The organism is Haloferula luteola (assembly GCF_014201715.1).
In the GTDB taxonomy this organism is placed as follows: Bacteria; Verrucomicrobiota; Verrucomicrobiia; order Verrucomicrobiales; family Akkermansiaceae; genus Haloferula; species Haloferula luteola.
This window is the reverse complement of the sequence record NZ_JACHFD010000019.1, coordinates 59227-79703: the sequence shown is the minus strand read 5'-3', so window position 1 is coordinate 79703 and position 20477 is coordinate 59227. Positions and strand designations below refer to the sequence as shown.

The following is a 20477-nucleotide window of genomic DNA, read 5'->3' as shown; positions in this document are numbered from 1 at the left end:
GAGGACGGCGAGGACGGCGAGGACGGTGAGGACGGTGAGGACGGTGAGGACGGTGAGGACGGTGAGGACGGTGAGGACGGTGAGGACGGTGAGGACGGTGAGGACGGTGAGGACGGTGAGGACGGTGAGGAGGTGAGGAGGTGAGGAGGTGAGGAGGTGAGGAGGTGAGGAGGTGAGGAGGTGAGGGCATTTCCCCCCAATTGCGGGAATTGGCGGGTGGGGCGATTCCTGCGAGGGTGACCGCGAGCTTAAGGAAGCTCCAACACACACATCCCCAAGCGCGTCCCCCAACGCGATGAACGCGTTCCCCCAACGCGGATTCCCCCTAGGGCCCCGGATCTCTCTTCCCCCAAGAGAGGAGCGGGGCCCTCCTCTTTTTTGGCTCCCGTGGTCTTTGCAAAGTCGTCTTTCGTGATGTTCTCGGATGGCTTTTGCCGGGATTTCGGAGGTCCCGAGGGCGAATCGAGAGGGTATCGTTCCAAGATTTCGATGGCGAAGGGCAGCGAAATGCAGTCCAGAGAGTCTGTCTGAAAAATGATCATGCGGCGATTCTTGCGAGCATCCGCTGGGTCCCGGACAGATGGATCAGGGTCTCGGAGTGCTCGATTTTCGGCTCGTGGTCGCGGATCGAACGACGGGACTGGATAAGCCAGCCGAAGGTGCGTTCCACGATCCAACGCCCCCGGAAGGACCTTGATGTCTTTTCCATCGTCAGTGCGCTTCACGATTTCGAGGTCGATCTGGCGGTGTCCTTCAGGCGGTCTCCGTCGCGCTCCTACCCCTCGGCGGGAGTCACCTTTAGGGAGAGGATGAAGCCGGGGGGGGCGGCCAGGACGTGTCTCTTCCTCCCTGTAATCTTCTTCACCGCATCAAAGCCACGAAGCCCGGGCCGGCTCGCTGAGCGAACGCTTTGGCGATCGAGGATCGCAGCGGTCGGAGCTTTTTTACCGAATTTGAGCCGAGCAAAGTCGCGGATCGCGTGATGGATCTGCTCCCAATGGCCCTGCTTGGTCTACAGGCGGAAGTCGTGGTAGCAGGTTTTCAGTGGGGCAGGTCGTGCGGCATCATGCGCCACGAGCCGCTGGCTCGGATGATGGCGAAGTTGCCGTTGAGAATGCTGCGTCGCGAGTGTTCGCGGGGCCCTTCCCCGCAATCCATTCGGGCACTTGAGAGTAGTGGGTGGATGATTTCCCGCGCGGAGTCGGTCAGGCTGCTCGCATCCTCGCGCATCCCGAGCCTCTCTAATACCGAATAGAACTCGTACCGATCCAATCCGGTAGAGTGGTGATTTCCAGGCTGTCTCAGAGAGATCGGACCGCTGGGGTCCAAATTGGAGGGGCTTGTTGAATGGCGGGAAAAGCCCCTTGTCGCCCTTGGGACGTTCAACGGAGGTAGCGACGGAGCGGTTTCCCTGGGAGGCGCTTCAAGGCATCCACTAAGATTTCCGCATTGAGCCTGGCTCCTTCGGGAGTGGTGTGCGTGCGGGCATCCGCAAACAGGGGCTCCACCTTTTCGGCGCCCCACTTTTGGTACTTTTTCCCGACAAGCTTGGAGAGATCGACGAACAAGGCTTTCTCCTTCTTCGCGCATTGTTCGACCCATGGGCTCCATTCGACCCAGTCGGGCACGAAGTCGCCTTGGCGATCGAAGGCTTTGTGGGGAACGGGTGAGCAGAGAATGACCGTCGCGCCGTGCTCGCGGGCGGTGCGGGCATATTCGCGCAGGTACCAGCCATAGGTATGCACGGTTTCGGTGGTTCCATCGGGCTTTTCCACTGCTTCGGTCTCTTCTCCGATGCCTTTGACGGATCCTCGAAATTTGCTGCGGGCATCCGGTGGTCCGACGTCGTTGTGCCCGAATTGGATGAGGACGAAGTCTCCGGGTTGGATTTGATCGAGAAGGACTTGCCAGCGTCCCTCGGTGAAAAAGGTGCGCGAGGAGCGACCCCCGATGGCGTGGTTGGCGACGTTGATTTTTTGGGAGTCGAAGAAGGCCCCGATCTCCTGTCCCCAGCCGCACATCGCGCCGTTGCTTTTGACGGTGGAATCTCCGGCGATCCACAAGGTGGGAAGATCCCGATGGGTGCGACCGTCGCGCTTCTCCCCGCGGTCATCGACGATTGGCCGCTCGTCATCTGCCATGGCGGTGGTCCAAAAAGCGAAGATGAGGAGGAAGCGGAGGGCTCTCATAAAGCCATTGTGAGGCTTGGGAGCAGGGCTGCCGAGTCCCCATCTGGGGGATGCAAGAGTGCAAGAGGGTGGGCCGAATTCGAGGGCTCCAACGATGGGAACGAAGGCGCATCGGGAGAGACGTTGGGCTCGACAACCCTCTCCCGACGCGCTGACGGTGCCCAGGGTCTGCTCCACGCACACAAACCCATCCGCCGAAGATCGTTGCCCACGGCCTCCGGTCCCTGGATCGGAGCCAGGAACCGGAAAGTGATCTCCATAGAGGCCTCACGATGAGGAAAAACTCTACAGCGATCAAACCGATGATGCGATCCATCCTTTCAGCCCTTGGCATGCCAGATGGGGAGGTGGGTGAGGGGGTTTTGACGAAAAGCTCGATTCGTTTCGTTCTTTTTAAATGAATCCTCTTCATCTGACAAAAGGCTCTGATTTTGGAGAGGTCTGGACATTGTGGGCAGTCCGGTTCATTCGCCAGGCATGCGTTTTGAGGCGGTTCTTTTCGACTTCGACGGCATCGTGGTGGACACGGAGTGGGCGATCTATCAGGCGTGGCTGCGTACCTTTGAGGCCCATGGCCATGAGCTCCCTTTGGGGACTTATGTTCGTTGTGTGGGTTCGGATTTTGAGACCTGGTCACCCAAGGTCCACTTGGAGGAGTTGACGGGGAAAAGCTTCGATTGGCATCAGATGGACGAATCTCGGCAGGTGGAGATCCGGAGGGATTTGGAGGCAGCGGGGCCGATGCCGGGAGTGGTGGAGATGCTGGAGCAGCTGAAGGATGCCGGAGTGAGGCGGGCAGTGGTCTCGAGTTCGTCGCACTTCTGGGTCGATGGCTGGTTGAACCGTCTGGGGCTGGCATCGTCTTTCGAAACGGTGGTGTGCCGCGGGGACGCGCCGAGGATCAAACCGGCACCCGACTTGTGGCTGGAGGCACTGAAGCGGTTGGAAGTGGCGCCAGCGAGCACCCTAGCGATCGAAGATTCCCTGAATGGAGTTCGTTCAGCGAAAGAGGCGGGTTTGACGGTGTGGGCAATTCCGAATCGAACGACAGCAGGTATTCACTTCTCCGAGGCTGACCGAGTTTTGGAATCGATGGAGGTGGCGTCTCGGGAAATGTGACAATTTCTCAACGACGGACTTCCGGCTTGTGTGACGGGAGTGTCACAGAAAAATGTTTTCCGTGAACGAGACGGACACATTTTCGAACTTGTTGGTGGTCTTTGTGGTGGCGATCTGCGTCGCCGCGGTGATTGCCTACGGCAAGGTTCTGTTTGGCTGAAGGCGAGGTGATGGTCTTCAAGGAACCTCTGAATGCGCCTGCCTGAGGATCAGAAATCGTAGCGGGAGGCATGGGGGCTTGTCTGATGGTTGCCATCGGTCGCAAATTCCTTGAGGTGAACTTGAAGGACTTTCGGCGGATGGATCCGCACTTGCTGGTCGGCTTGGTGAATACGGAGCTTCGGAATCACGCCGAGGATTTGGCGGATTTGGTGAAGACTCATGGATTGGACGAGGACGCCTTGGTGGCTCGGCTCGGCGAAGCGGGCTATGAGTATCAGCTGGAGCAGAAGCAGTTCCGATGATCTCGACTTGGGGTCATTGAGGCGGTAGGGAAGGGAGCATGCCACGCCTAGTTGTTACCCGGTCCATTGAGATTGCCGCTCCGGTGGAGAAGGTTCTGCCGTTGATTCGCGATTTCCGCGAATGGCCCCGATGGTCGCCATGGTTGGTGGCGGAACCGGAGACCCAGTTGCAGTTTGCGGACGATGGGAAGTACTACCGCTGGGAAGGGACGGTGACCGGCACGGGGGAAGTGCGGATGACGGAGGAAACAGACCGGGAACTGTCGATGGATCTGACGTTCATTAAGCCATTTCCGGCGAAGAATCGCACGGGTTTTCAATGGGAAGCGACCGCCGAGGGGACTCGGGTGACTTGGTCCATGGAGGGATCTCTGCCATTCTTCATGTTCTTCATGGTGAAGAGCATGGAGGCCTATGTGGGGGGCGACTTTATGCGAGGTTTGATGATGTTGAAGGACTGCGCCGAGTGGGGTCGGGTTCCTTCACGAGTGGAGTTTCTCGGTGTCCAGAGCTTTACGGGTGCCGATTATGTGGGACGTCGGCAGCGGTGCGCGATCGCCGAGATTGGTCCGAATGCGAGCGAAGATGCACGGGTGCTGAACGCATGGGTGGCGAGCCGGAATTTGAAGGTGACGGGGAGTCCTCTTATGATTTGTGAGCGCTGGGATATGGTGCGCGGTCAATGCGAGTACACGATGGCCGTCCAAGTGGATCCAGGCCCGGATCCCCTTCCTGAAGGCTTTTTCCAGGGTGAGTTGCCCCCCTGCCGAACGTATGATGTGCGTCACACGGGTGCCTATCGGCATTTGGCGAATGCTTGGACCAGTGGTGTGATGCATTCCCGGGCGGGCCGGTTCAAAATGAAGCGGGGAATTGCGCCGTTTGAGAGCTACGAAAACGATCCGCGAGAGGTGGCGGAAGAGGAAACGATCACGGTGATTCATTTTCCCGCCCGCTAGGAGGGGAAAGTGGGAGGAATGCTTCAAGGATGCCTGGGGTGATTCCGTGGTCGAGGAGACAAGCGGTGACTCCGAGCCGGGACACGGACTCGACGTTACGGGCTTCGTCGTCGAAGAAGATCATCTCGGAGAAATCGATGCCGCTCGATTTTCGCAGAGCGTGAAAATGTCGGGATTTGTCGCCCGGGTAGATTTCGAAGTCGGTGAAGTAGGAATCGATGGCAAAATCTCGAAGCAACTGGCGGGCGATATCAGGGGCTTGAGTCCGCGAGGCAATGCCAAGTCGGTAGCCCGCGAGGTGGAGGCTTTTGAGGAGTGAGGGGACTGGGGGGAAAAGCCGGACCTCGATCCCATGGGCATCAATGCGCCGTGCGCCGTCCCAGCGAAGTGGCGGGGTCAATGAGTCACACCACCAAACGGAGCCACACTCCCAGAGCGTGAGGTCGAGATCGAAGATCACGAGGCGAAACCGAGGGGTGCGAGATCGCGGCATGGGTTGGGAGAGGACGGTGGGAACACTCCATCTCGGGAGATCGGGTCCGGTCATGGCGATGAAGGAATCCCGGGGCCATGAAACTCATCGGATGGCAGATGGATTTGCAGAGGGATCTCGAAGCTTCAAGCCGGGCAAAATGGGCAAAAAAATGGGGCCGCGCACTCGCGCGGCCCCGAAGTGTCATGAAAGCTTTTCGAGGGGTTGCCCGCCTCAGATGTTTCAAGAATGCGGAAAATCCTGAGTTCTGTCATGTCCCTATTTTTTGGGACATGGCTGGAGATGAGCGGGGTGAGGGTTTCCGAGCTCGGCGCTGCCACCAAATGGCCATACCGCTGAGGCAAAGCAAGGCGGGCCCGAACCCTGCTGCTGCCCAGAGGGTTTTGGAAATCCAGCCGCCGAAGTTGCCGAAATGCAGGGGTTCAAAGGCGTCCAGAATCTGTTGACTGAGTGGAGCTTGTCGCAGGTCGTGGACCGATTGGACTTCGCCCGTGTGGGAGTCGAATGCGACTTGCGAGCCGTAATGACTACGGAACCAGGCCGCGTCGCGATTTTTTCCCCACAGGGTGAAGGGTCCACCCGGCGCCCAGGGAAGCGAAATGTAGTGGGTCACGAAGCCATCGAGTTCGGCCTCGGCGCGCACCGGGAGAGCTTCGATTTCAAATTCAGAGGAGAAGAGCTTCTCGTGAAACAGAACTTCGTCTGCGGCCTCTTCATGAGGAGCGATGAAATCTTCGATGACGTGGGAAAGGTTCCACCAGGCACCGGTGAAGCCGAGCAAGAGGTTGAATCCGACTGAGAGCACTCCGATCTGGCGGTGGAGGTCTCCGGAGAGCATCCGGAAGCTGGCTTTCCATCGGAGGCGAAACAGGGTTTTCCAGAAACGTCGATAGAGGTAGAGCCCAGAGATTCCAAGGAAGCAGAGGGCCACCCCAAGGAGACCGACGATCGCCAAACCGAGGTGGTGAAGAAAGAGCTCGGTGTGGAGTTTCAGCAAGGTTCCCTTCAGGGTGGTGTCGAAGAGATCCGGGGCGCTGAGCACCTTGCCACGATAGGGATCGACGGTTGTGTAGCGCCAATCCCGGGTCCCAAACGGCATCACAAAAACTCCGTCGGCTGCGCTCGGGTCGCCGGGATGGAGACTCCAGCCAGTCACGGCATGGCCGGGCACCTGCTGCTCCACCGCCACCACCAGCTTTTCGAGCGGGAGACGCCCTTCCGGAGTGGGTTCGACGCGCACCTGCCCGGGGTGCAGGGCCGCGTCGATTTCCTCATGAAAGACCAGCAGGCTCCCACTCAGGCCGAGGACGAGCAGGCCCATGCCCGCCACCAGCCCGATGACCGAGTGCAGCCGCCAAAAGAGCTTACGCACGGGAAACAAGAGATCAGAACGCGCAGCTGGCGGAGAACATCAGCGTGCGAGGTGCACCTACAGTGAGGTAGCCCGCACCAGGATAGCCGCCGGCGGATGCCCAGTAGTCATTGTCGGTGACGTTCTCTACCCGAGCCCGCAGGGTGAGCTCCTGACCGCTGGGGAGTGCGGTGACATAGCGCAGGCCAAGATCAAAGCGGGTCCAGGAGGGAACCCTCTGGACGTTGGCAGTATCCGCGTATTGCTCGGTGGTGTAGAGCATGCGGCCGTCGAGGGTAACACCGGGCAAGAAGGGAAGGTCCCATTCACCGCCGACGTTCACTTGGGCTGTCGGGGCGCCAATCTGGTCGAGGCCATTTTTTTCGGTATCGAGGAAGCTCACGCCGCCGAGGAAACGGACTCCCTCGATGGGCTCCCCGAAGGCGGAAATTTCCAGACCGCGATAGCGCTGTTGGCGAAGCACTTCGTAGATCCCTGCGGAGTTGACCCCAGCGAGGGGCTTCTCACTTTGGAAGATCCCGATGGCCCCTCCGAAGTTCTCGAAGTCGAATTTGACCCCGGCCTCGATCTGCTCGGTGACATATGGGGCGAGCACCTGTCCGGCATTCACGACCGGTCTTCCCGTTACATTTGCTGGCGCGACATCACCCTTGGTGAGGCCTTCGATGTAGTTGACGTAAGTGGCGAAGCAGGGGGTGATCTGGTAAAGAATTCCACCCATTGGGGTGACTTCACTCTCCGAATAATTCGCCGTTTGAGCGCCGGTGTTGTAATCGAAGCTGGAGGTTTCGATGGACTGGTAGCGCAGACCGCCGATCAGGATCAGGCGGTCATCCATGAGGGAAATCATGTCGGCTGCGGCAACGCTTGAGGTGCGGGTCCGCTCGGTCATCAAAGGGGAGTCGAGGCTTCCTCCGATGAAGAAGTTTGCTGGAGGAGCGGCAACCGGGGAAGGGGTGTAGAGGCTCCCGGCAAAGCCCGCGAAACTTGAGAAGGCGTAAGCGTTTCTGGACTCGAGTTCGTACGCTGTTGCGGAAAAGGTCGGCCGATGACGTACGGGGCCAGTCATGAAATCTCCTCGCAAACCCACCTCCCCCGTGACGACGGAATCTTCTCGGACATTGTCGAAACGATAGGAGCTGGTCGCACCATTGAGAGCCACCACCGTGGGATTGGCGAAGGAGTTGTCTTCGTCGCCTTCGCGACCGCCAACGGCCGCCCACGCAGTCCATTGGTCACTCAAATCGAACTCACCACGCAGAACCCCGAAGAAATCCTCTTCGTCCGAGTAGGTCCAAGGTTGGGCGAGGCTGCGTGAAGCATCAGGAGCTCCGAGTACGGGCAGCCCGCCCCCGAAGGTGACGCTGGGTTGGGTCGCATCGCGTTGGAGATTTTGGTAGCCAAGGTCGGCCGAGAGGCGAACTCGGTCCTGGCGCCAGTCGAGGCCCAGGGCGATGAGCCCGAGGCCCACCGATTCTCCATCCACGGCTGTGTCGCCGTCGCGCATGGCACCGTTGATTCGAACGCCGAAGGCATCGTCCTGAAAACGCCGCGACATGTCGAACGCGCCCGAGAGTTGGCCTCCCGATTGGATGCCGGTGGTGAGTTCCGTCAAAGGATCGGTGGCGGCACGCTTGGGCAGAACGTTGACGGTCCCACCGAGGCTGCTTCCTCCTGGTGCCGCGCCGTTGAGGAAGGCATTGGCTCCGCGAAAGACCTCCACACGCTCGACCAATTCTGCCGCAAGATATTGCCGTGGTAGCAGGCCGTAGAGACCGTTGTAAGTCATGTCATCCGAGTAGATCGGAAGACCCCGAACCATATAAAGTTGCTGAAAGTTCCCAAAGCCGCGCGCCACACGGACGGCCGGATCATTGAGGAGAACATCGCCAACACTCTGCGCTTGTTGGTTTTGGATCAGCTCCTCGGTGTAGCTCGTGAGCTGGAATGGGGTGGCCATGTAGTCGAGTGATCCAAACAGACCGACCCGGCCGCCGCGGGCGACTTGCCCCCCGGCATAGGCTTCACTGAGTCCCGCGGCGCTGGCATCGGCGCTCGCAACCACGACGAGTGCATCCAGCTCCTGCTCGGTGGCCGGCTCTTCCTGAGCTCTGGCGGTCGCTGTCGAGAGCGCGCAGATCCCCAATAGGGCACGCAACGAAGAGCGGAGCCGGAGTGCCGACGAAAAGGCGGACGGAACATCTTGGGTCGATTTCATGATGGAAAGCAGGGTTATTGCGACTGAGTCGCATGAGCTGCATGATCCGATCCGCAAATCGCGTCAATCCCGAATCCCGGCTTCGAAGGGGAGTCGGGTGCGTGAATCTGCGGTTTCGGGCGGGCTACGAAGCCACACCGAAGGGTCGACTCCCGTTGCGAGCAGAGCGAAGGCAGGCATCGAGGATTCGCTGAGTTTGGAGGGCGAAGTTCTCGGATTCGCCGGGAGGGCTTCCGATGCCCTGGGCAAAGTGACGGAACATGCGGGTTTCCTGAGATTCCGGCCGGGTCGTCCAGCCCAGTTCAAGCCCGGTGGTGTCTTTCATTGTGCGCTCGTAGCCAAGTTCCCAGGCGACGTCGTTATCGTCCGCAGGATTGACGAAATCGGGGATGCGTAGGGCGGCGTGTTCGCCGCTGATGACGACCCACTGCTGTTGATGGGCGAAAAACGAACAGTAGAAGCCGCAGGAAAAGCCATCGGCATATTCGAGTTCCCCGGAGAACTCCAGGGGACTGCCGGGTTGGCCATCTGGGCCGACGACTTCCTGATGGATCTTTCCTTTGGCAGAGAGAGGTAGCTCTCCATTTCGAAGCCACAGCGCGAAACGAATGCAGTACCAGCCCAAGTCTCCGAGGCAGCCAAGGGGCTCCAGTTCTGCTTGGGCCCGGATGTTGGAATCGAGGAAACCTTCCGCGGCCCGGAAACTGAAGGAAGTGTGCATGCGCCGGAGGTGACCGACCTTTTCCGCATCCTCCAGGAGGGGGCGCACTCGCTCCAGTCGGGGATGATGCATGAACATCACCCCATCCATGAACCGGACGCCGTGGCGACGGCAGGCTGCCAGCATCTCTTCCAATTCGGCGGCATCGACGGCACAGGGTTTTTCAGCGAGGACGTGCTTTCCGGCTTCTGCTGCGCGGATAACCCAGGTTTTGCGGAGTGAGGTCGGCAGCGGGATGTAAACGGCGTCGATTTCGGGGTGGGCGAGAAGTTGCTCGTAGCTGCCGAGGGCTTCCGGGCAGACCTCGAAAGGCGCAATGGCCTGTTGGGCGTCGATGAATTGCTGACTCTTCTCCTGGCTGCGACTGGCGACGGCACGGACGATGGAGTTTCCGGATAGGCGAATGGCCTTCCAGTTTTTGATGGCGATGCGGGCGGCGCCGAGAATCCCCCAGCGTAGAGGCGGAGAGCTTGCTTTCATGCAGCCCAGCCAAGCGAAGGAGGCCTATTCTGTCATCCCTGAAATGGGGATGCATGGCAGGGTGGAGGCATGCTAACTTGCAAGATTTCACAGCGGTCGAGCATCCATCATTTTTAGATGGATCATTTGTGATGAGAAGATGAAAGATCGCGACGAACTTCCCGTTTACGGAATCTTCGACCCGGGCCGACCCAGCCAGGGCTTTCACCCAGACATCCACGCCAAATCCATGAATTCTTTTATCCGGGCGAACTGCCCGTTGTCTCTTTGCGCCCTCGTCGTTGGCCTTGCCAGCTGGCTCCCCGCTCGCAGCGATGCGGCGCTGACCATCACTCTCCATCCTGATGGCCTCGGTGGCACGGTCGTTGCCGTGGCAGGATCGGGAGTGACGGGGGCGGATAATCTTTCCCAACTGACGAATAATCTGACCTTTGGAGAGCAATGGCTGAATATGTCGGGCAATCCGTTCAGCGATACGTTGAATCCGGATAACAGCGTCCACATGTTCAACACGCCAATTCCCATCACCAGCACGGTGTCGATCACCGGTATCGAAGTGGATAATGATGGCACGGGCGATCTTCAGGACGACTTCCGCATTTTTGTGAGCGGACTGATGTATGCCAATGAACCCTATTCGGCGTCGGGAATCACCACTCTATCGACCCATTTGTCGTATGATGTGTTGAATGTCGGATCTTATACCGACGATGAGGATGGGGGAACGACTTTCCTGAATGGCTTCACTCTTGTGATCAGTGATCAGGTGGTTCCTGAGCCCACATCAGCCCTCTTGTTGGGAGCATCGGCATTGTTGGGAATGGCCCGACGTCGCCGAGGCTGAACACTTTTGCCTGGGGCGGAGGCAGATTTCGTTCGACGCCTCGGGACTGTCTTTCGATTCTTGCGGTGATGCCCCTTGCCGCCTGGATCGAATACCTTGCCGTTGCGGCCTGCGCGATGTCAGCGGTGCTGGCAGCCGAGGGGAAAGGGATCGATCTGTTTGGAGTTCTCGTGCTGGCGTTGGTAACGGCAGTGGGAGGGGGAACGATTCGAGATCTCTGTCTCGGGGCGCGGCCCTTATTTTGGATCGAACAGCCCTTGTATGTGTGGACGGCCCTGGCGGCGGCGGTGGTGACGTTCGTTCTGGTTCGTTTCGTTTCGCTTCCTGCAAAGACCCTGGGGTTGATCGACGCGGTGGGATTGGCGCTGTTTGGGATTGCGGGAACGGAAAAAGCCCTCGCGTTCGGAGCGCCCGGAATTGTGGCAGTGCTTCTGGGGATTGTTACCGGGGTGGCGGGTGGCATTTTGCGGGATGTGCTGCGGACGGAGGTTCCGATTGTTTTCCGCAAGGACACCGAGCTCTATGCCACGGCGGTCTTTGCGGGATCGCTGTTGTTCATCGGGTTGCGTGAGTGGACGGAGGATGCGAAGTGGCATCGTTGGTTGGCGATGGGGGTCATCATCGCGTTGCGGTTGGCAGCGATGCGTTGGAAATGGCGGCTGCCGATGTTGCGGTTGCGGCTCCGCTAGCGGCTGGTTGAAACGTTCCTTTCGGTTCCTCCCCCGTGGCCTGCGCTTCGCGAGCCCGTGCGGGAGAATTCGACTGACAGTGAGATGACACGGAAAATGGGTTCTGGTGTATGAGTGGCATTCATGCTGCTTGTCAGTCTTGCCTATGAATCCCTCATGTTCCCCCATGAATGAAGCTGTGTTGGCGGCCTGGCGGCCGAAAGTGGGTCTGTCGTTGAAGTCGATCCTTGGAATGAGTTGGGCCTTGGCACTCCCCGCTGCGGCCCAGGAATCCGCTGGCCCAGACTCGGGTGACACGGCATGGATGCTAACCTCGACGGTGCTCGTTTTGCTGATGACCTTGCCGGGTCTTGCTTTGTTCTACGGAGGATTGGTGCGTTCGAAGAACGTCTTGTCGATTCTGGTTCAGTGTTTTGCCATGGCGGGGTTGATGAGTGTGATCTGGGTGGCTTTTGGCGCCAGCCTGGCCACGGGGCCGTCGGAGAACCTTTTTATCGGTGATCTATCGCAAGTGATGCTGAAGGGGCTGAAGCCGGAAGATCTGAATGGCACGATTCCCCAGAGTGTGTGGCTGACCTTCCAGATGACGTTTATCATCATCACGCCGGCATTGATTGTGGGTGCTTTTGCGGAGCGGATGAAGTTTTCAGCCATTCTTATCTTCACCACGATCTGGACGGTGCTTTCGTATTTGCCGGTGTGGCACATGGCATGGGGAGGGGGATTGTTTCATCACTGGAACGTGCTCGATTTCGCTGGCGGGACCGTGGTTCACATCAATGCGGGGGTGGCAGGTTTGGTGGCGTGCATGATGGTGGGGCGTCGCCGGGGCTATCCGGGGCCGAGTTTGGTGCCTCACCATGTGCCATTCACCGTGATGGGGGCGGGCTTGCTGTGGGTCGGCTGGTTTGGCTTCAACGCCGGCTCCGCGTGCGCTGCGAATGATTCTGCGGGGATGGCGATGTTGACGACCCATATCGCCAGCGCCACTGGCGTTTTGGTGTGGATGGGGATGGAGTGGATGATTCAGAAAAAGCCAACGGCGGTGGGAGTGGCCACGGGTGCCGTGGCCGGATTGGTCGCGATCACTCCTGCGGCGGGTTCGACGACCGTAGGCGGGTCGATGGCGATTGGTGCGATTTCGGCCTTCGTCTGTTATTTCACGGCGACGAAGGTGAAGCATGCCTTGAAGGTGGACGACTCCTTGGATGTGTTCGCGGTCCACGGGGTTGGCGGCATTCTGGGGGCGGTGCTGACGGGTGTGTTCGTCCGTGAAGGGGCGCTGGCGGAAGGCATGACGGTGGCCAGTCAGACATGGGCTCAGACCAAGAGCGTTTTGGTCACGGTGGCTTGGAGTGCCGTGGCAGCCAGCATTGGTCTTGCGGTGGCGCGTTTCACCGTAGGACTTCGAGTGAGCGAGGAGGAGGAGATGGCCGGTCTCGACCGCATGGTTCATGGCGAGGAGGCCTACAATTCGGAGAGCTGAGGAGGAATGGAGATGCATTCCGGGCCGATCTGTCGAGAGACGGATCGGCCCGTTTTTCTAGGGCTTGAGATGGAGATCGGCCCAATCGAGGGTCGCTTGCCAGTCCTCTGGAGTGACGTTGTGGCGACCGGGTCGCAGGTAGTATCCGATGCGGGACGGGATGAGCTTCTGGGCAGCGGGGAAGGTTTCGGCGGCGAGACCCTCGACGCCGAGGCGTTGGTAGATCGGGGTGGCGGCCTTTCCGCCGAGAAATTCGCCTTCGGGATCGCTCCAGCTGTCCTCGCTGGCGCTGAGAATCAGGAGGGGGCGTGGAGCGATGAGGGAAGCAAGTTCGCCTCCACCGACGGGAAGTTGATCTTCGTGCTCGGCGAATGAGGCAAATTGAGGGGCGAACCAATAGCCGAAGGAGTCGATGAGGTGAGCCGCTGGCTCGCCTTGCCCGCGATTCATCAGGGAAACGCCCGCCTTCCCCGAATTCTGAGAGATCACTGCCGCAAAACGTTCGTCCTGAGCGCCCGCCCACATGGCGGTCTTTCCAAGGCGACTGAAGCCGAACACGGCCACGCGGTGAGGATCGACCTGGTCATCGGAGAGCAGATAGTCGAGTGCCCGGGAAAGTCCCCAGGCCCAGGCTCCGATGGCCCCCCAGGAGTGGGACTGAGTGGGAGGGGCTAGAACACGGGGACCATGCCAGAACTGTTCGGGGGCATCGGGTTCAATCTCACCATAGGCAGCGGTGGCCACGCCATAGCCACGCTGCAGAATCGCCTCGTAGGGAAACATCCCGGCGAGGTGGCCGCGCATGGCTTCGGTGGCGCGATGGTCGGGAAGTTTCTGCCCCAGCCCGGCTACCCAATGGTGGGGGAGTGGGAGGTCAGGATCGGTCGTGGTGGCGAAGTTGCCGTCGAAGTTCAGCCCGAGGAAAACTGGCACGGGGCCTTCCGCCGCGTTGGGAAGGTAGAGGAGAAGCTCCATTTGCCGACCATCCTCGCGACCTTCGAAGAGTACGCCAATTCGCCGCCGGGTGGCGATTCCTCCCAGGGCATCGTTGCGTGATTCCCGGACGACCCAACGGGTGGCTTTCTCCAGACCGGGTGGGGTGACTCCATAGAGGTTTTGTTCGAAGCGGTGGAGCAGGGCCGGACGTTCGATTTCGCGCCAGTGATCGCCTCCATCGGAAGGGGGCGCCGCAGCGAGGGCGAGGGGGCAGAGAAAAAGAGGCCACTTCATGTTCGCGATGGGAGCGCTTTCAGTGGCGGGTGGCAAGGTCGGGCGGGCTTTAGCGAGCTTTGCGCGTGAGTTCGCGGTGCAGCTTTTGACAGAGGGCCTCGAGTTCGGGAACCAGCGTGGTGGGATCGGCCGCTGGATCGAATCGTAAGCTGCGGTGTCGTTCCAATGCCTCGTCGAGAAGACCCGGAGATTCGAGGGATTCGCGAAGAGAGCCGAGCCATTCGGCGAGGGCCATGGCTTCGGGGCGGGGTCCGAGGGTGCGACGTGCGGGTCTTTCGAGGCGTTCAAGAGGGGAGGCGATCCGCTGGAACCGCAGAATGCGGCCATGGGGACCGACTCGGCTTCGGGAAACCCATAAGCGTTTGCCGATGAACCAAGCGCCACCAAGCACCGGAATGAGAAGAAGTCCAAAGATCAGGAGCAGGTTGCCGGGCTCACTGCGCCACACCAAAAAGTTGTCTCTCCACGCCCGGAGTTGGTCGAGAAACGGCTGCCACCAGTCGGTGCGCTGGGTTTCCTTGCCGGTCCAGTCGGGCGGCGTCACGTCGACATCGATCCAAGTTTGCTTGGCTTCGTCCCAGGCGAGTGCCCACGCGTGGGCATGCAGGCCACGGATCAAGGCGATTCCTTTTCTGTCGATCTCCACGACAGCGAATCCGGAAGCATAGCGCGTGGGCACATCCGCTTCGCGCAGGAGCAGAGCGGCAGCTGTGGCAAAGTATTCGCAGTGACCGTGGCGATTCTCAGGGATGGTAAGAAAATCGCTGATGAAATGCTGTCGGCTGGAGCCGAAAGGCAACTTCATGCTGCGGTATTGGGAGTAGGTGAATTCCGAGGAGAAGAAATCGCGGAGCCGAGCGATTTTTTCATCGAGTGGCAGATCGCGCAGACCCAGCTCACGAACGATCTTGCTCAGCCCGGCGCGTTCGGGCGCGGGGATGCTGAGGGCCGGATAGCGGGCCTCGGAAACCGTAGGGTCGAGCCAAGGAGGCCTGCCGGTGGTGCGGCCGCTTTCGGTGACCAGCACGGCATTGGCAACGGGATATCGAGGGTCGATGCGAAGAGTTCCCAGGCCATTGATTTCAAGGTTTTGCGCTGGCTGGACCAAGGCGGTGGCGTTGCCTGGTAGGGGCAGCAAGCCGACCCCACTTTCGAGCTGACCTCTCAGAATGCACCGCGGCAGCGACGAGCGGCTGGCCTCGGCACCATCGATGAAGTTTTCCGCATCCGCGCGGGCCGTGATCCGGAAGGGATCTTCGATGCCGTAGGAGTCGAGCTCGCTGAAACCTTCCGATCCCGGTGGGGTATCGCCAGGAAGTTGCACCGACCATCGTCCGAACTGATAGGTGTTGTAGGAGGCAACGCGCAGCAACCGTGGCAGGGGGCCTTTCTGGGGCAATAATCTCCAAAAGATCTGGGGGGAGAATTTGACGTCTTCCAGAGATCCAATGTGGGTGTATTTTTCCCGGTTGTAGTCGCCGCGACTGGTCCGCATGTGGCGGGAGGAAAAGTGCTCGCTGAATTCGTCGACCAGCGAATTGGCTCGCAAACCCACGAAGATGGCGGGCACGAGCATGGCCACCGCACCCAGCCGATGGAGGAGCGAGCGCCGCCGAAGGTAGGGAGCCATCATCCACAGCAGCAGAGCCATCGCGGCTGGGTAAAAGAGGCTCAGCTGGGAGTTGGGTCCCAGGGCAGCAGCAAGGATGACGGCGAGGAAGTAGACTTTCCCAAACGAGAATTGGATGTCTTGTGAGTGCAGTCCGTAGCGCCGGGCGTTGTCCTGCTTTTTCCTGAGGAAATGGGAAAACGCAGTGAGTGGAACCGTGCGCCGCATGCCATAGTCCTGAACGAATTGGAGGGGCAGGAGGATGACGGGAAGCCACAGAAAGGCGCGTGGCAGAGCGTTGACCAGATCGCCTCCCAACCAGATCAAAATGGCGGTGAGGAGCAACAGTATGACGCTCAATTGCCACGCCCGTTGCAGAGCGAGGGTGCCGAAGTTCCAGCGAATGCGAGTCCAGTGGGCGGCCTCGACGATCAAGGCCACGAGGAGGCCGATGAAGGGATGACCGCCGATGCCTCCCCAGAAAAGCAGGGCAGCTCCAAGAAGCAGACGAGGCGGTGGGGTCCGTGCATCCATGGACGTCTAGAGGTGGGGGGGGAGGTGCATCAGATCGGCGGCGAGTCGGTCCCGGCGCAGGAAGTGGACGCCGGGTCGTGGTGGGGGAGCCTCCCCTTCGCAGAGGACCAGAGCGGCAGCTCGAACCCCCGAAGATTCGAGTTTGGCAAGAAACTCAGCCCGTTCGTCGGACCAGCCGGCAAAGACCGCCAAGCAACCGGCGAGGTCCTCCGCGTGGCGTAGGACGAGCCTTCCCAGCGATTCAAACTGGGGTTGCTCGGAAGCTTCGACGCTTGCCAAAACTTCGAGCAAGGTTTCCGCCCTGCCGGTTCCGCGCCCTGCCGTGACGACGTGCTCACGACCGGAAATGAACATGAGTTCGATCAGGCATTCGTGGGTATCAATGGAGGAAACCATGGACGCGGCGACGGACACGGCGGCTTCGAACAAGGCTTCATTTCCGGCGACAGGGAACGTGTCTAGAATCAGCCCATGGCGGGGGTAGAAGGTATCTTCGAGTTCCTTGACGACGGGTTTTCCCGTACGCGCCCAGCTTTTCCAGTGAATGAGCCGTATGGGGTCGCCCGGTTGATAATCGCGCAGGGACACGAACTCGCCGGACGGCCCTGACTGGCGCGCGGCGGCGTCACCTCCGGCCTGAAACCTCGCGGCACCCGGCAATTCAAAGGGTGGCAAGGGATAGCGGGCGGGGAGGACCACCAAAGTGCCGGAGGGAGCCGGAGTGCGCTTGCATCGCTGGTAAAGCCCGAGGGCATCGGGGAGCAACACGCGCAAGTCGCTCAGCTCAATGAGCCCCCGTTTGCGCGGCAACAAGGTGGTGGTGAGGGTGGTGGTCTGGCCACGGCGCAGGTTCAGCAGCTCTTCCGACTCTCTCGCCTCAAAGCGGGTTCGCAGTTCACACAGCCAAAGCCAGCAGTGATAGGCGAAGATCCGATCGAAGGCGTTGCGTTTCTCACCACCTGGCTCCCGAGCATGAGCAAATTGTTGCAGGCCCGGGCAGGGATTCGGCGGGGTTTCGATCAGATGAATGTGATGGAGTGGGCGCCGGATCAGGTTGGTGACCTCGTAAGTGATGCGGACCTTCTCGCCAGCGGTGGCATGGTCGGGCAAATGGCGAACGATCCTCATCTTTGCCCTGCGGAACGGAAGACATGCCAAGGAGATCAGACCGAGAATGAAGCCGAAACCGAAGAGCTGCACGGGGGCTTGATAGAAGCGACCTCCCGTGAGGCAGCCCAGAATCACCCCCATCACCAGCAGGGCCATGCCGCGGCCCCGCACGCGCCGTCGAAGGAAAAAATTCACCGCATGACCTGAGCGGTAGAAGTGATAGAGCACGCGCCGAAGTGCCGGGGGAGACAGGGTGTTGGAGTCGGGTACAGGCAAAATCCGGACGCACCTTGGACGAACTTCGGCGCGGCCGCCAGCGGAAGCACGCGTCGGGGTGGGGATTGTGTTGATCGGCATCCTCCGTCACGCTGACGGGGTGACCGAGGACGAGCAGGAGATGACGAGACGATGCCGCGATTGGCTCCTGCAGCTCAGTTTGCCACACCTTGCGGTGCAGTTGGAAGTGAGGTGGAATTCTCGACTTCGATCGACGGCCGGCCGTGCTTGGCCAGGCCGGGCGCGCATCGAACTCAATCCCCGCCTGAAAGAGATTTCCGCCGATGAGGTCGAGCGAACCGTACTACATGAGCTGGCGCATCTGATGGCCCACGCCCGGGCAGGTCGCCGCCGCATCGAACCTCACGGGAAAGAGTGGCGCCACGCGTGTGCTGAACTCGGCATTCCCCATGAGGCCGCCACCCACCGGCTCCCCCTGCCACGAACTCGGCAACAGCGGCGACATCACTATGGTTGCCCTGGCTGTGGCCGAATCGTTGGACGGGTTCAGCCCCTTCGCCGGGAGGTGGCGTGCGCCCATTGTTGTCGGCTCTACGCTGGCGGGCGCTTCGACGCCCGTTTCCGCCTCGTGGAGATCGTTCGGTAGCTGAGCCTCGGACCTCTGCCCGATTTAGAAACCGCGCATGAATGACTCCTCGGGTGGCGCGGGGACAATTTCCGTGAAATCGACATCGAGAACGGACATGTGCCCTTGGCCCTCGTCGGGAAAATGGATGATCCCCGAGACCTTCACCCAGGTATTTTCGTCAACATCCGGAACCTCTTCCCGAAACCGTACGATGATCGGGATTGGGCGGCTATCGGCGGCGCAGCAGGTGATGAACAACCGATAGAGCCGTCGTTGCAAGGGGCCTGCGTCGGGATCGGGGTCGGCGACCAATCGGCCTTCCGTGACGACGGGCATGTCGCTTGCCAAATCCCGCATCTCAGGGTCCGAGCTGGAAAAGAAGAGCTCCATCAAGGGGAATGTCCGGTAGCCATTGGCGTCGGGCGGGTGCTGTTCCTCGATGCGTTCTCGCGTCAGGGGAGGCAGAAGATCTCCCAAGAACAAGCCGGAGTCCGCCGCATTTTCATCGAGACCTTTGCGAGTCAACGCTGCAACGGAGTAGCCATCGGTGGTCCACGAAATCGCCAATGCCAGGGGAACCAGAAGGATCGCCAGCGCACCGAGCGGATGGACATCGAGCGATTCGTGATCATGGGCGTCGCCCGGGCCGTGATCGTGGCCACAGTCCACCTCTCGACGAGCCGTAAGTAGGCAGAACCCGCCGACCACGATGAGCCCGAGACCGCCAACAAAGGCGAGTGTGCGGAAGTCTGGCGCAAGGTATTTGACCATGCGGCCGCTGGCATGGAAGGCGACCAGTGTGCTGCCCCATGCGATCAGAGCCAGCGACTGGAGCACACGATTGAGGATCCGTTTCATGGCTGCCCGGTGGGTGGATTGAGGGCGCTGATGCCAGCTTGCCAGGCGATCGCTGCCAAGCCAATGGCGAGGAAAATTCCTACGGCCAAGCCAAGGATGAAGCGCCGTTTCATCACGGTTTGGTAAAGAAAGATCAGCTTCACATCCATCATGGGCCCAAAGGTCAGGAATGCCAATTTGGCGCCCCATGAAAACTTATGAAGAGTGGCCGCGATGAAGGCATCTGAGGTGCTGCAGAGGCTCAACACAAACGCCAGTGCCATCAGGGCCGCCGGCGCGGCGGTGGTGTTTTCCGCAATCGAATCCAACCATTCCTTGCCGGGAGCGATGCCTGTATTGAAGAGGGCGGTGATGGCGACGCCGATGGTGAAATAGACGCCCACATCGGTGAAGTCTCGCATCGCCGAGCGGATGGCGGAAACCAATCGGTCGTCTCCAGAGTGGGCCGAGTGAGCGTGATCATGGCCGCATCCTTCGTGGCAGGCATGCGAGGCATCGGCAGAAGGAACCTCGGGGTGAGAGTGGCAGGCACAGCCATGCGCCTCATCGTGAGAATGATGGACGTCACCCTCATCCAGAGAATCGATCAATTTGGGCCGCAAAACTGCGCGCAAGGGCAGTCGGGAAACCAGTATGCCGACCCCTACCGCGATGAGGAACCCCAAGCCCAGGCGCGAGGCGGTCATCACCGCACTGGCCGGGAACAGGCCGAGATCACCGAATGACACCTGCGGGCCTTTGAAAGCTTTCCAGGTCGAGAGGGCGGTGATCGGATTGACGATCGGTGCTGCCAGCATGTAGGTGAGCGCACAAGACACCGGTAGGCCCTTTTTGACCAAGCGACGGATCACCGGTACGACTGCACACTCACAGACCGGAAGGATCGCCCCGAGGAGCCCCGCCACAAGGATGGCCGGGAGTTTCCGCCGGGGCAGCAGCCGGTCCATGGTATTCGCGGGGAGGTAGGCATCGATGAAGCCGCTTACCAGCGTTCCAAGGAGAATGAATGGGGCCCCTTCAAAGAGGATGCTCAAGAAGGCAAAGGCAAAATCCTGACGGCTCTCCGGCGACACGCAGGAATACCAAGGCCAATCGCCGTGGTGAAGCAAGGGAATGCGGTGGCCAGGGCTTGAGGTTTCCCGGTTTCGTGAATGGAGCCACCAATGGATTCTTGATTCGGGGCCATTCGAGAGCTAGGGGATAGGTTGCCAGAGTGGCGAGGGTTTCTCCATGTTAC

19 protein-coding genes are annotated in these 20477 nt (G+C 60.1%); 7 read left to right on the top strand and 12 right to left on the bottom strand.

The features are described from left to right. The 3 genes from HNR46_RS20680 to HNR46_RS16120 all read right to left on the bottom strand — a co-directional run. Window positions 1-291 (bottom strand): hypothetical protein (locus tag HNR46_RS20680; RefSeq protein WP_221285218.1); only part of this gene is annotated, 291 nt, incomplete at its 3' end. Window positions 292-538: 247 nt separating this feature from the next. Next, on the bottom strand, window positions 539-670 hold the full coding sequence (locus tag HNR46_RS21230; RefSeq protein WP_184020623.1) for a hypothetical protein: 132 nt from the start codon (window positions 668-670) through the stop codon (window positions 539-541). A gap of 712 nt (window positions 671-1382) precedes the next feature. Next, complete coding sequence (locus HNR46_RS16120; protein WP_184020621.1) at window positions 1383-2189, bottom strand: rhamnogalacturonan acetylesterase; 807 nt, start codon at window positions 2187-2189, stop codon at window positions 1383-1385. A 477-nt stretch (window positions 2190-2666) separates the two neighbouring features. Between HNR46_RS16120 and HNR46_RS16115 the strand changes: the two genes are divergently transcribed. The 3 genes from HNR46_RS16115 to HNR46_RS16105 all read left to right on the top strand — a co-directional run bounded on the left by HNR46_RS16115 (window position 2667) and on the right by HNR46_RS16105 (window position 4731). Next, window positions 2667-3308, top strand: coding sequence for an HAD family hydrolase (locus HNR46_RS16115; RefSeq protein WP_184020619.1), 642 nt, complete (start codon window positions 2667-2669; stop codon window positions 3306-3308). A 230-nt stretch (window positions 3309-3538) separates the two neighbouring features. Further along, window positions 3539-3772 carry a DUF4250 domain-containing protein gene (locus HNR46_RS16110; protein WP_221285217.1) on the top strand — a complete coding sequence of 78 codons (234 nt, stop codon included), beginning with the start codon at window positions 3539-3541 and terminating at the stop codon, window positions 3770-3772. A 38-nt stretch (window positions 3773-3810) separates the two neighbouring features. Then, complete coding sequence (locus HNR46_RS16105) at window positions 3811-4731, top strand: SRPBCC family protein (protein ID WP_184020617.1); 921 nt, start codon at window positions 3811-3813, stop codon at window positions 4729-4731. Here the strand turns inward: HNR46_RS16105 and HNR46_RS16100 are convergent. The 4 genes from HNR46_RS16100 to HNR46_RS16085 all read right to left on the bottom strand — a co-directional run bounded on the left by HNR46_RS16100 (window position 4703) and on the right by HNR46_RS16085 (window position 10015). Further along, window positions 4703-5224, bottom strand: a complete 522-nt coding sequence (locus HNR46_RS16100; RefSeq protein WP_184020615.1) for a magnesium-dependent phosphatase-1 — start codon at window positions 5222-5224, stop codon at window positions 4703-4705. The genes HNR46_RS16105 and HNR46_RS16100 overlap by 29 nt on opposite strands. A gap of 250 nt (window positions 5225-5474) precedes the next feature. Continuing rightward, window positions 5475-6596 carry a PepSY domain-containing protein gene (locus HNR46_RS16095; protein WP_184020613.1) on the bottom strand — a complete coding sequence of 374 codons (1122 nt, stop codon included), beginning with the start codon at window positions 6594-6596 and terminating at the stop codon, window positions 5475-5477. A 13-nt stretch (window positions 6597-6609) separates the two neighbouring features. Beyond that, window positions 6610-8814: a TonB-dependent receptor gene (locus HNR46_RS16090; protein WP_184020611.1), complete on the bottom strand. Its 2205-nt coding sequence runs from the start codon at window positions 8812-8814 to the stop codon at window positions 6610-6612. Between the two features lie 124 nt (window positions 8815-8938). Continuing rightward, window positions 8939-10015: a Gfo/Idh/MocA family protein gene (locus HNR46_RS16085; protein ID WP_184020609.1), complete on the bottom strand. Its 1077-nt coding sequence runs from the start codon at window positions 10013-10015 to the stop codon at window positions 8939-8941. A 229-nt stretch (window positions 10016-10244) separates the two neighbouring features. Here HNR46_RS16085 and HNR46_RS16080 point away from each other — a divergent pair, with 229 nt between their 5' ends. From HNR46_RS16080 to HNR46_RS16070, 3 genes are all read left to right on the top strand, one after another. Next, window positions 10245-10859, top strand: a complete 615-nt coding sequence (locus tag HNR46_RS16080) for a PEP-CTERM sorting domain-containing protein (RefSeq protein ID WP_184020607.1) — start codon at window positions 10245-10247, stop codon at window positions 10857-10859. Window positions 10860-10927: 68 nt separating this feature from the next. Continuing rightward, complete coding sequence (locus HNR46_RS16075) at window positions 10928-11548, top strand: trimeric intracellular cation channel family protein (RefSeq protein ID WP_184020605.1); 621 nt, start codon at window positions 10928-10930, stop codon at window positions 11546-11548. A gap of 232 nt (window positions 11549-11780) precedes the next feature. After that, window positions 11781-13034, top strand: a complete 1254-nt coding sequence (locus HNR46_RS16070) for an ammonium transporter (protein ID WP_184020633.1) — start codon at window positions 11781-11783, stop codon at window positions 13032-13034. Between the two features lie 57 nt (window positions 13035-13091). Here the strand turns inward: HNR46_RS16070 and HNR46_RS16065 are convergent, their stop codons facing one another. The 3 genes from HNR46_RS16065 to HNR46_RS16055 are packed head-to-tail and all read right to left on the bottom strand — an operon-like array spanning window position 13092 to window position 17874. Next, window positions 13092-14264, bottom strand: coding sequence for a glucuronyl esterase domain-containing protein (locus tag HNR46_RS16065; RefSeq protein ID WP_184020603.1), 1173 nt, complete (start codon window positions 14262-14264; stop codon window positions 13092-13094). Between the two features lie 49 nt (window positions 14265-14313). Beyond that, window positions 14314-16407 (bottom strand): transglutaminase-like domain-containing protein, encoded by a 2094-nt coding sequence (locus tag HNR46_RS16060; protein ID WP_184020601.1) that lies wholly within the window; start codon window positions 16405-16407, stop codon window positions 14314-14316. Between the two features lie 6 nt (window positions 16408-16413). Then, on the bottom strand, window positions 16414-17874 hold the full coding sequence (locus HNR46_RS16055; RefSeq protein ID WP_184020599.1) for a DUF58 domain-containing protein: 1461 nt from the start codon (window positions 17872-17874) through the stop codon (window positions 16414-16416). A 40-nt stretch (window positions 17875-17914) separates the two neighbouring features. Here HNR46_RS16055 and HNR46_RS16050 point away from each other — a divergent pair, with 40 nt between their 5' ends. Further along, on the top strand, window positions 17915-18400 hold the full coding sequence (locus tag HNR46_RS16050; protein ID WP_184020597.1) for a SprT family zinc-dependent metalloprotease: 486 nt from the start codon (window positions 17915-17917) through the stop codon (window positions 18398-18400). A gap of 24 nt (window positions 18401-18424) precedes the next feature. Here HNR46_RS16050 and HNR46_RS16045 read toward each other — a convergent pair whose 3' ends face one another. Continuing rightward, window positions 18425-19240 (bottom strand): TIGR03943 family putative permease subunit, encoded by an 816-nt coding sequence (locus HNR46_RS16045; protein ID WP_184020595.1) that lies wholly within the window; start codon window positions 19238-19240, stop codon window positions 18425-18427. After that, window positions 19237-20349 (bottom strand): permease, encoded by a 1113-nt coding sequence (locus tag HNR46_RS16040; RefSeq protein ID WP_184020593.1) that lies wholly within the window; start codon window positions 20347-20349, stop codon window positions 19237-19239. Before HNR46_RS16040 ends, HNR46_RS16045 begins: the two co-directional genes overlap by 4 nt. Between the last annotated feature and the right edge of the window lie 128 nt (window positions 20350-20477).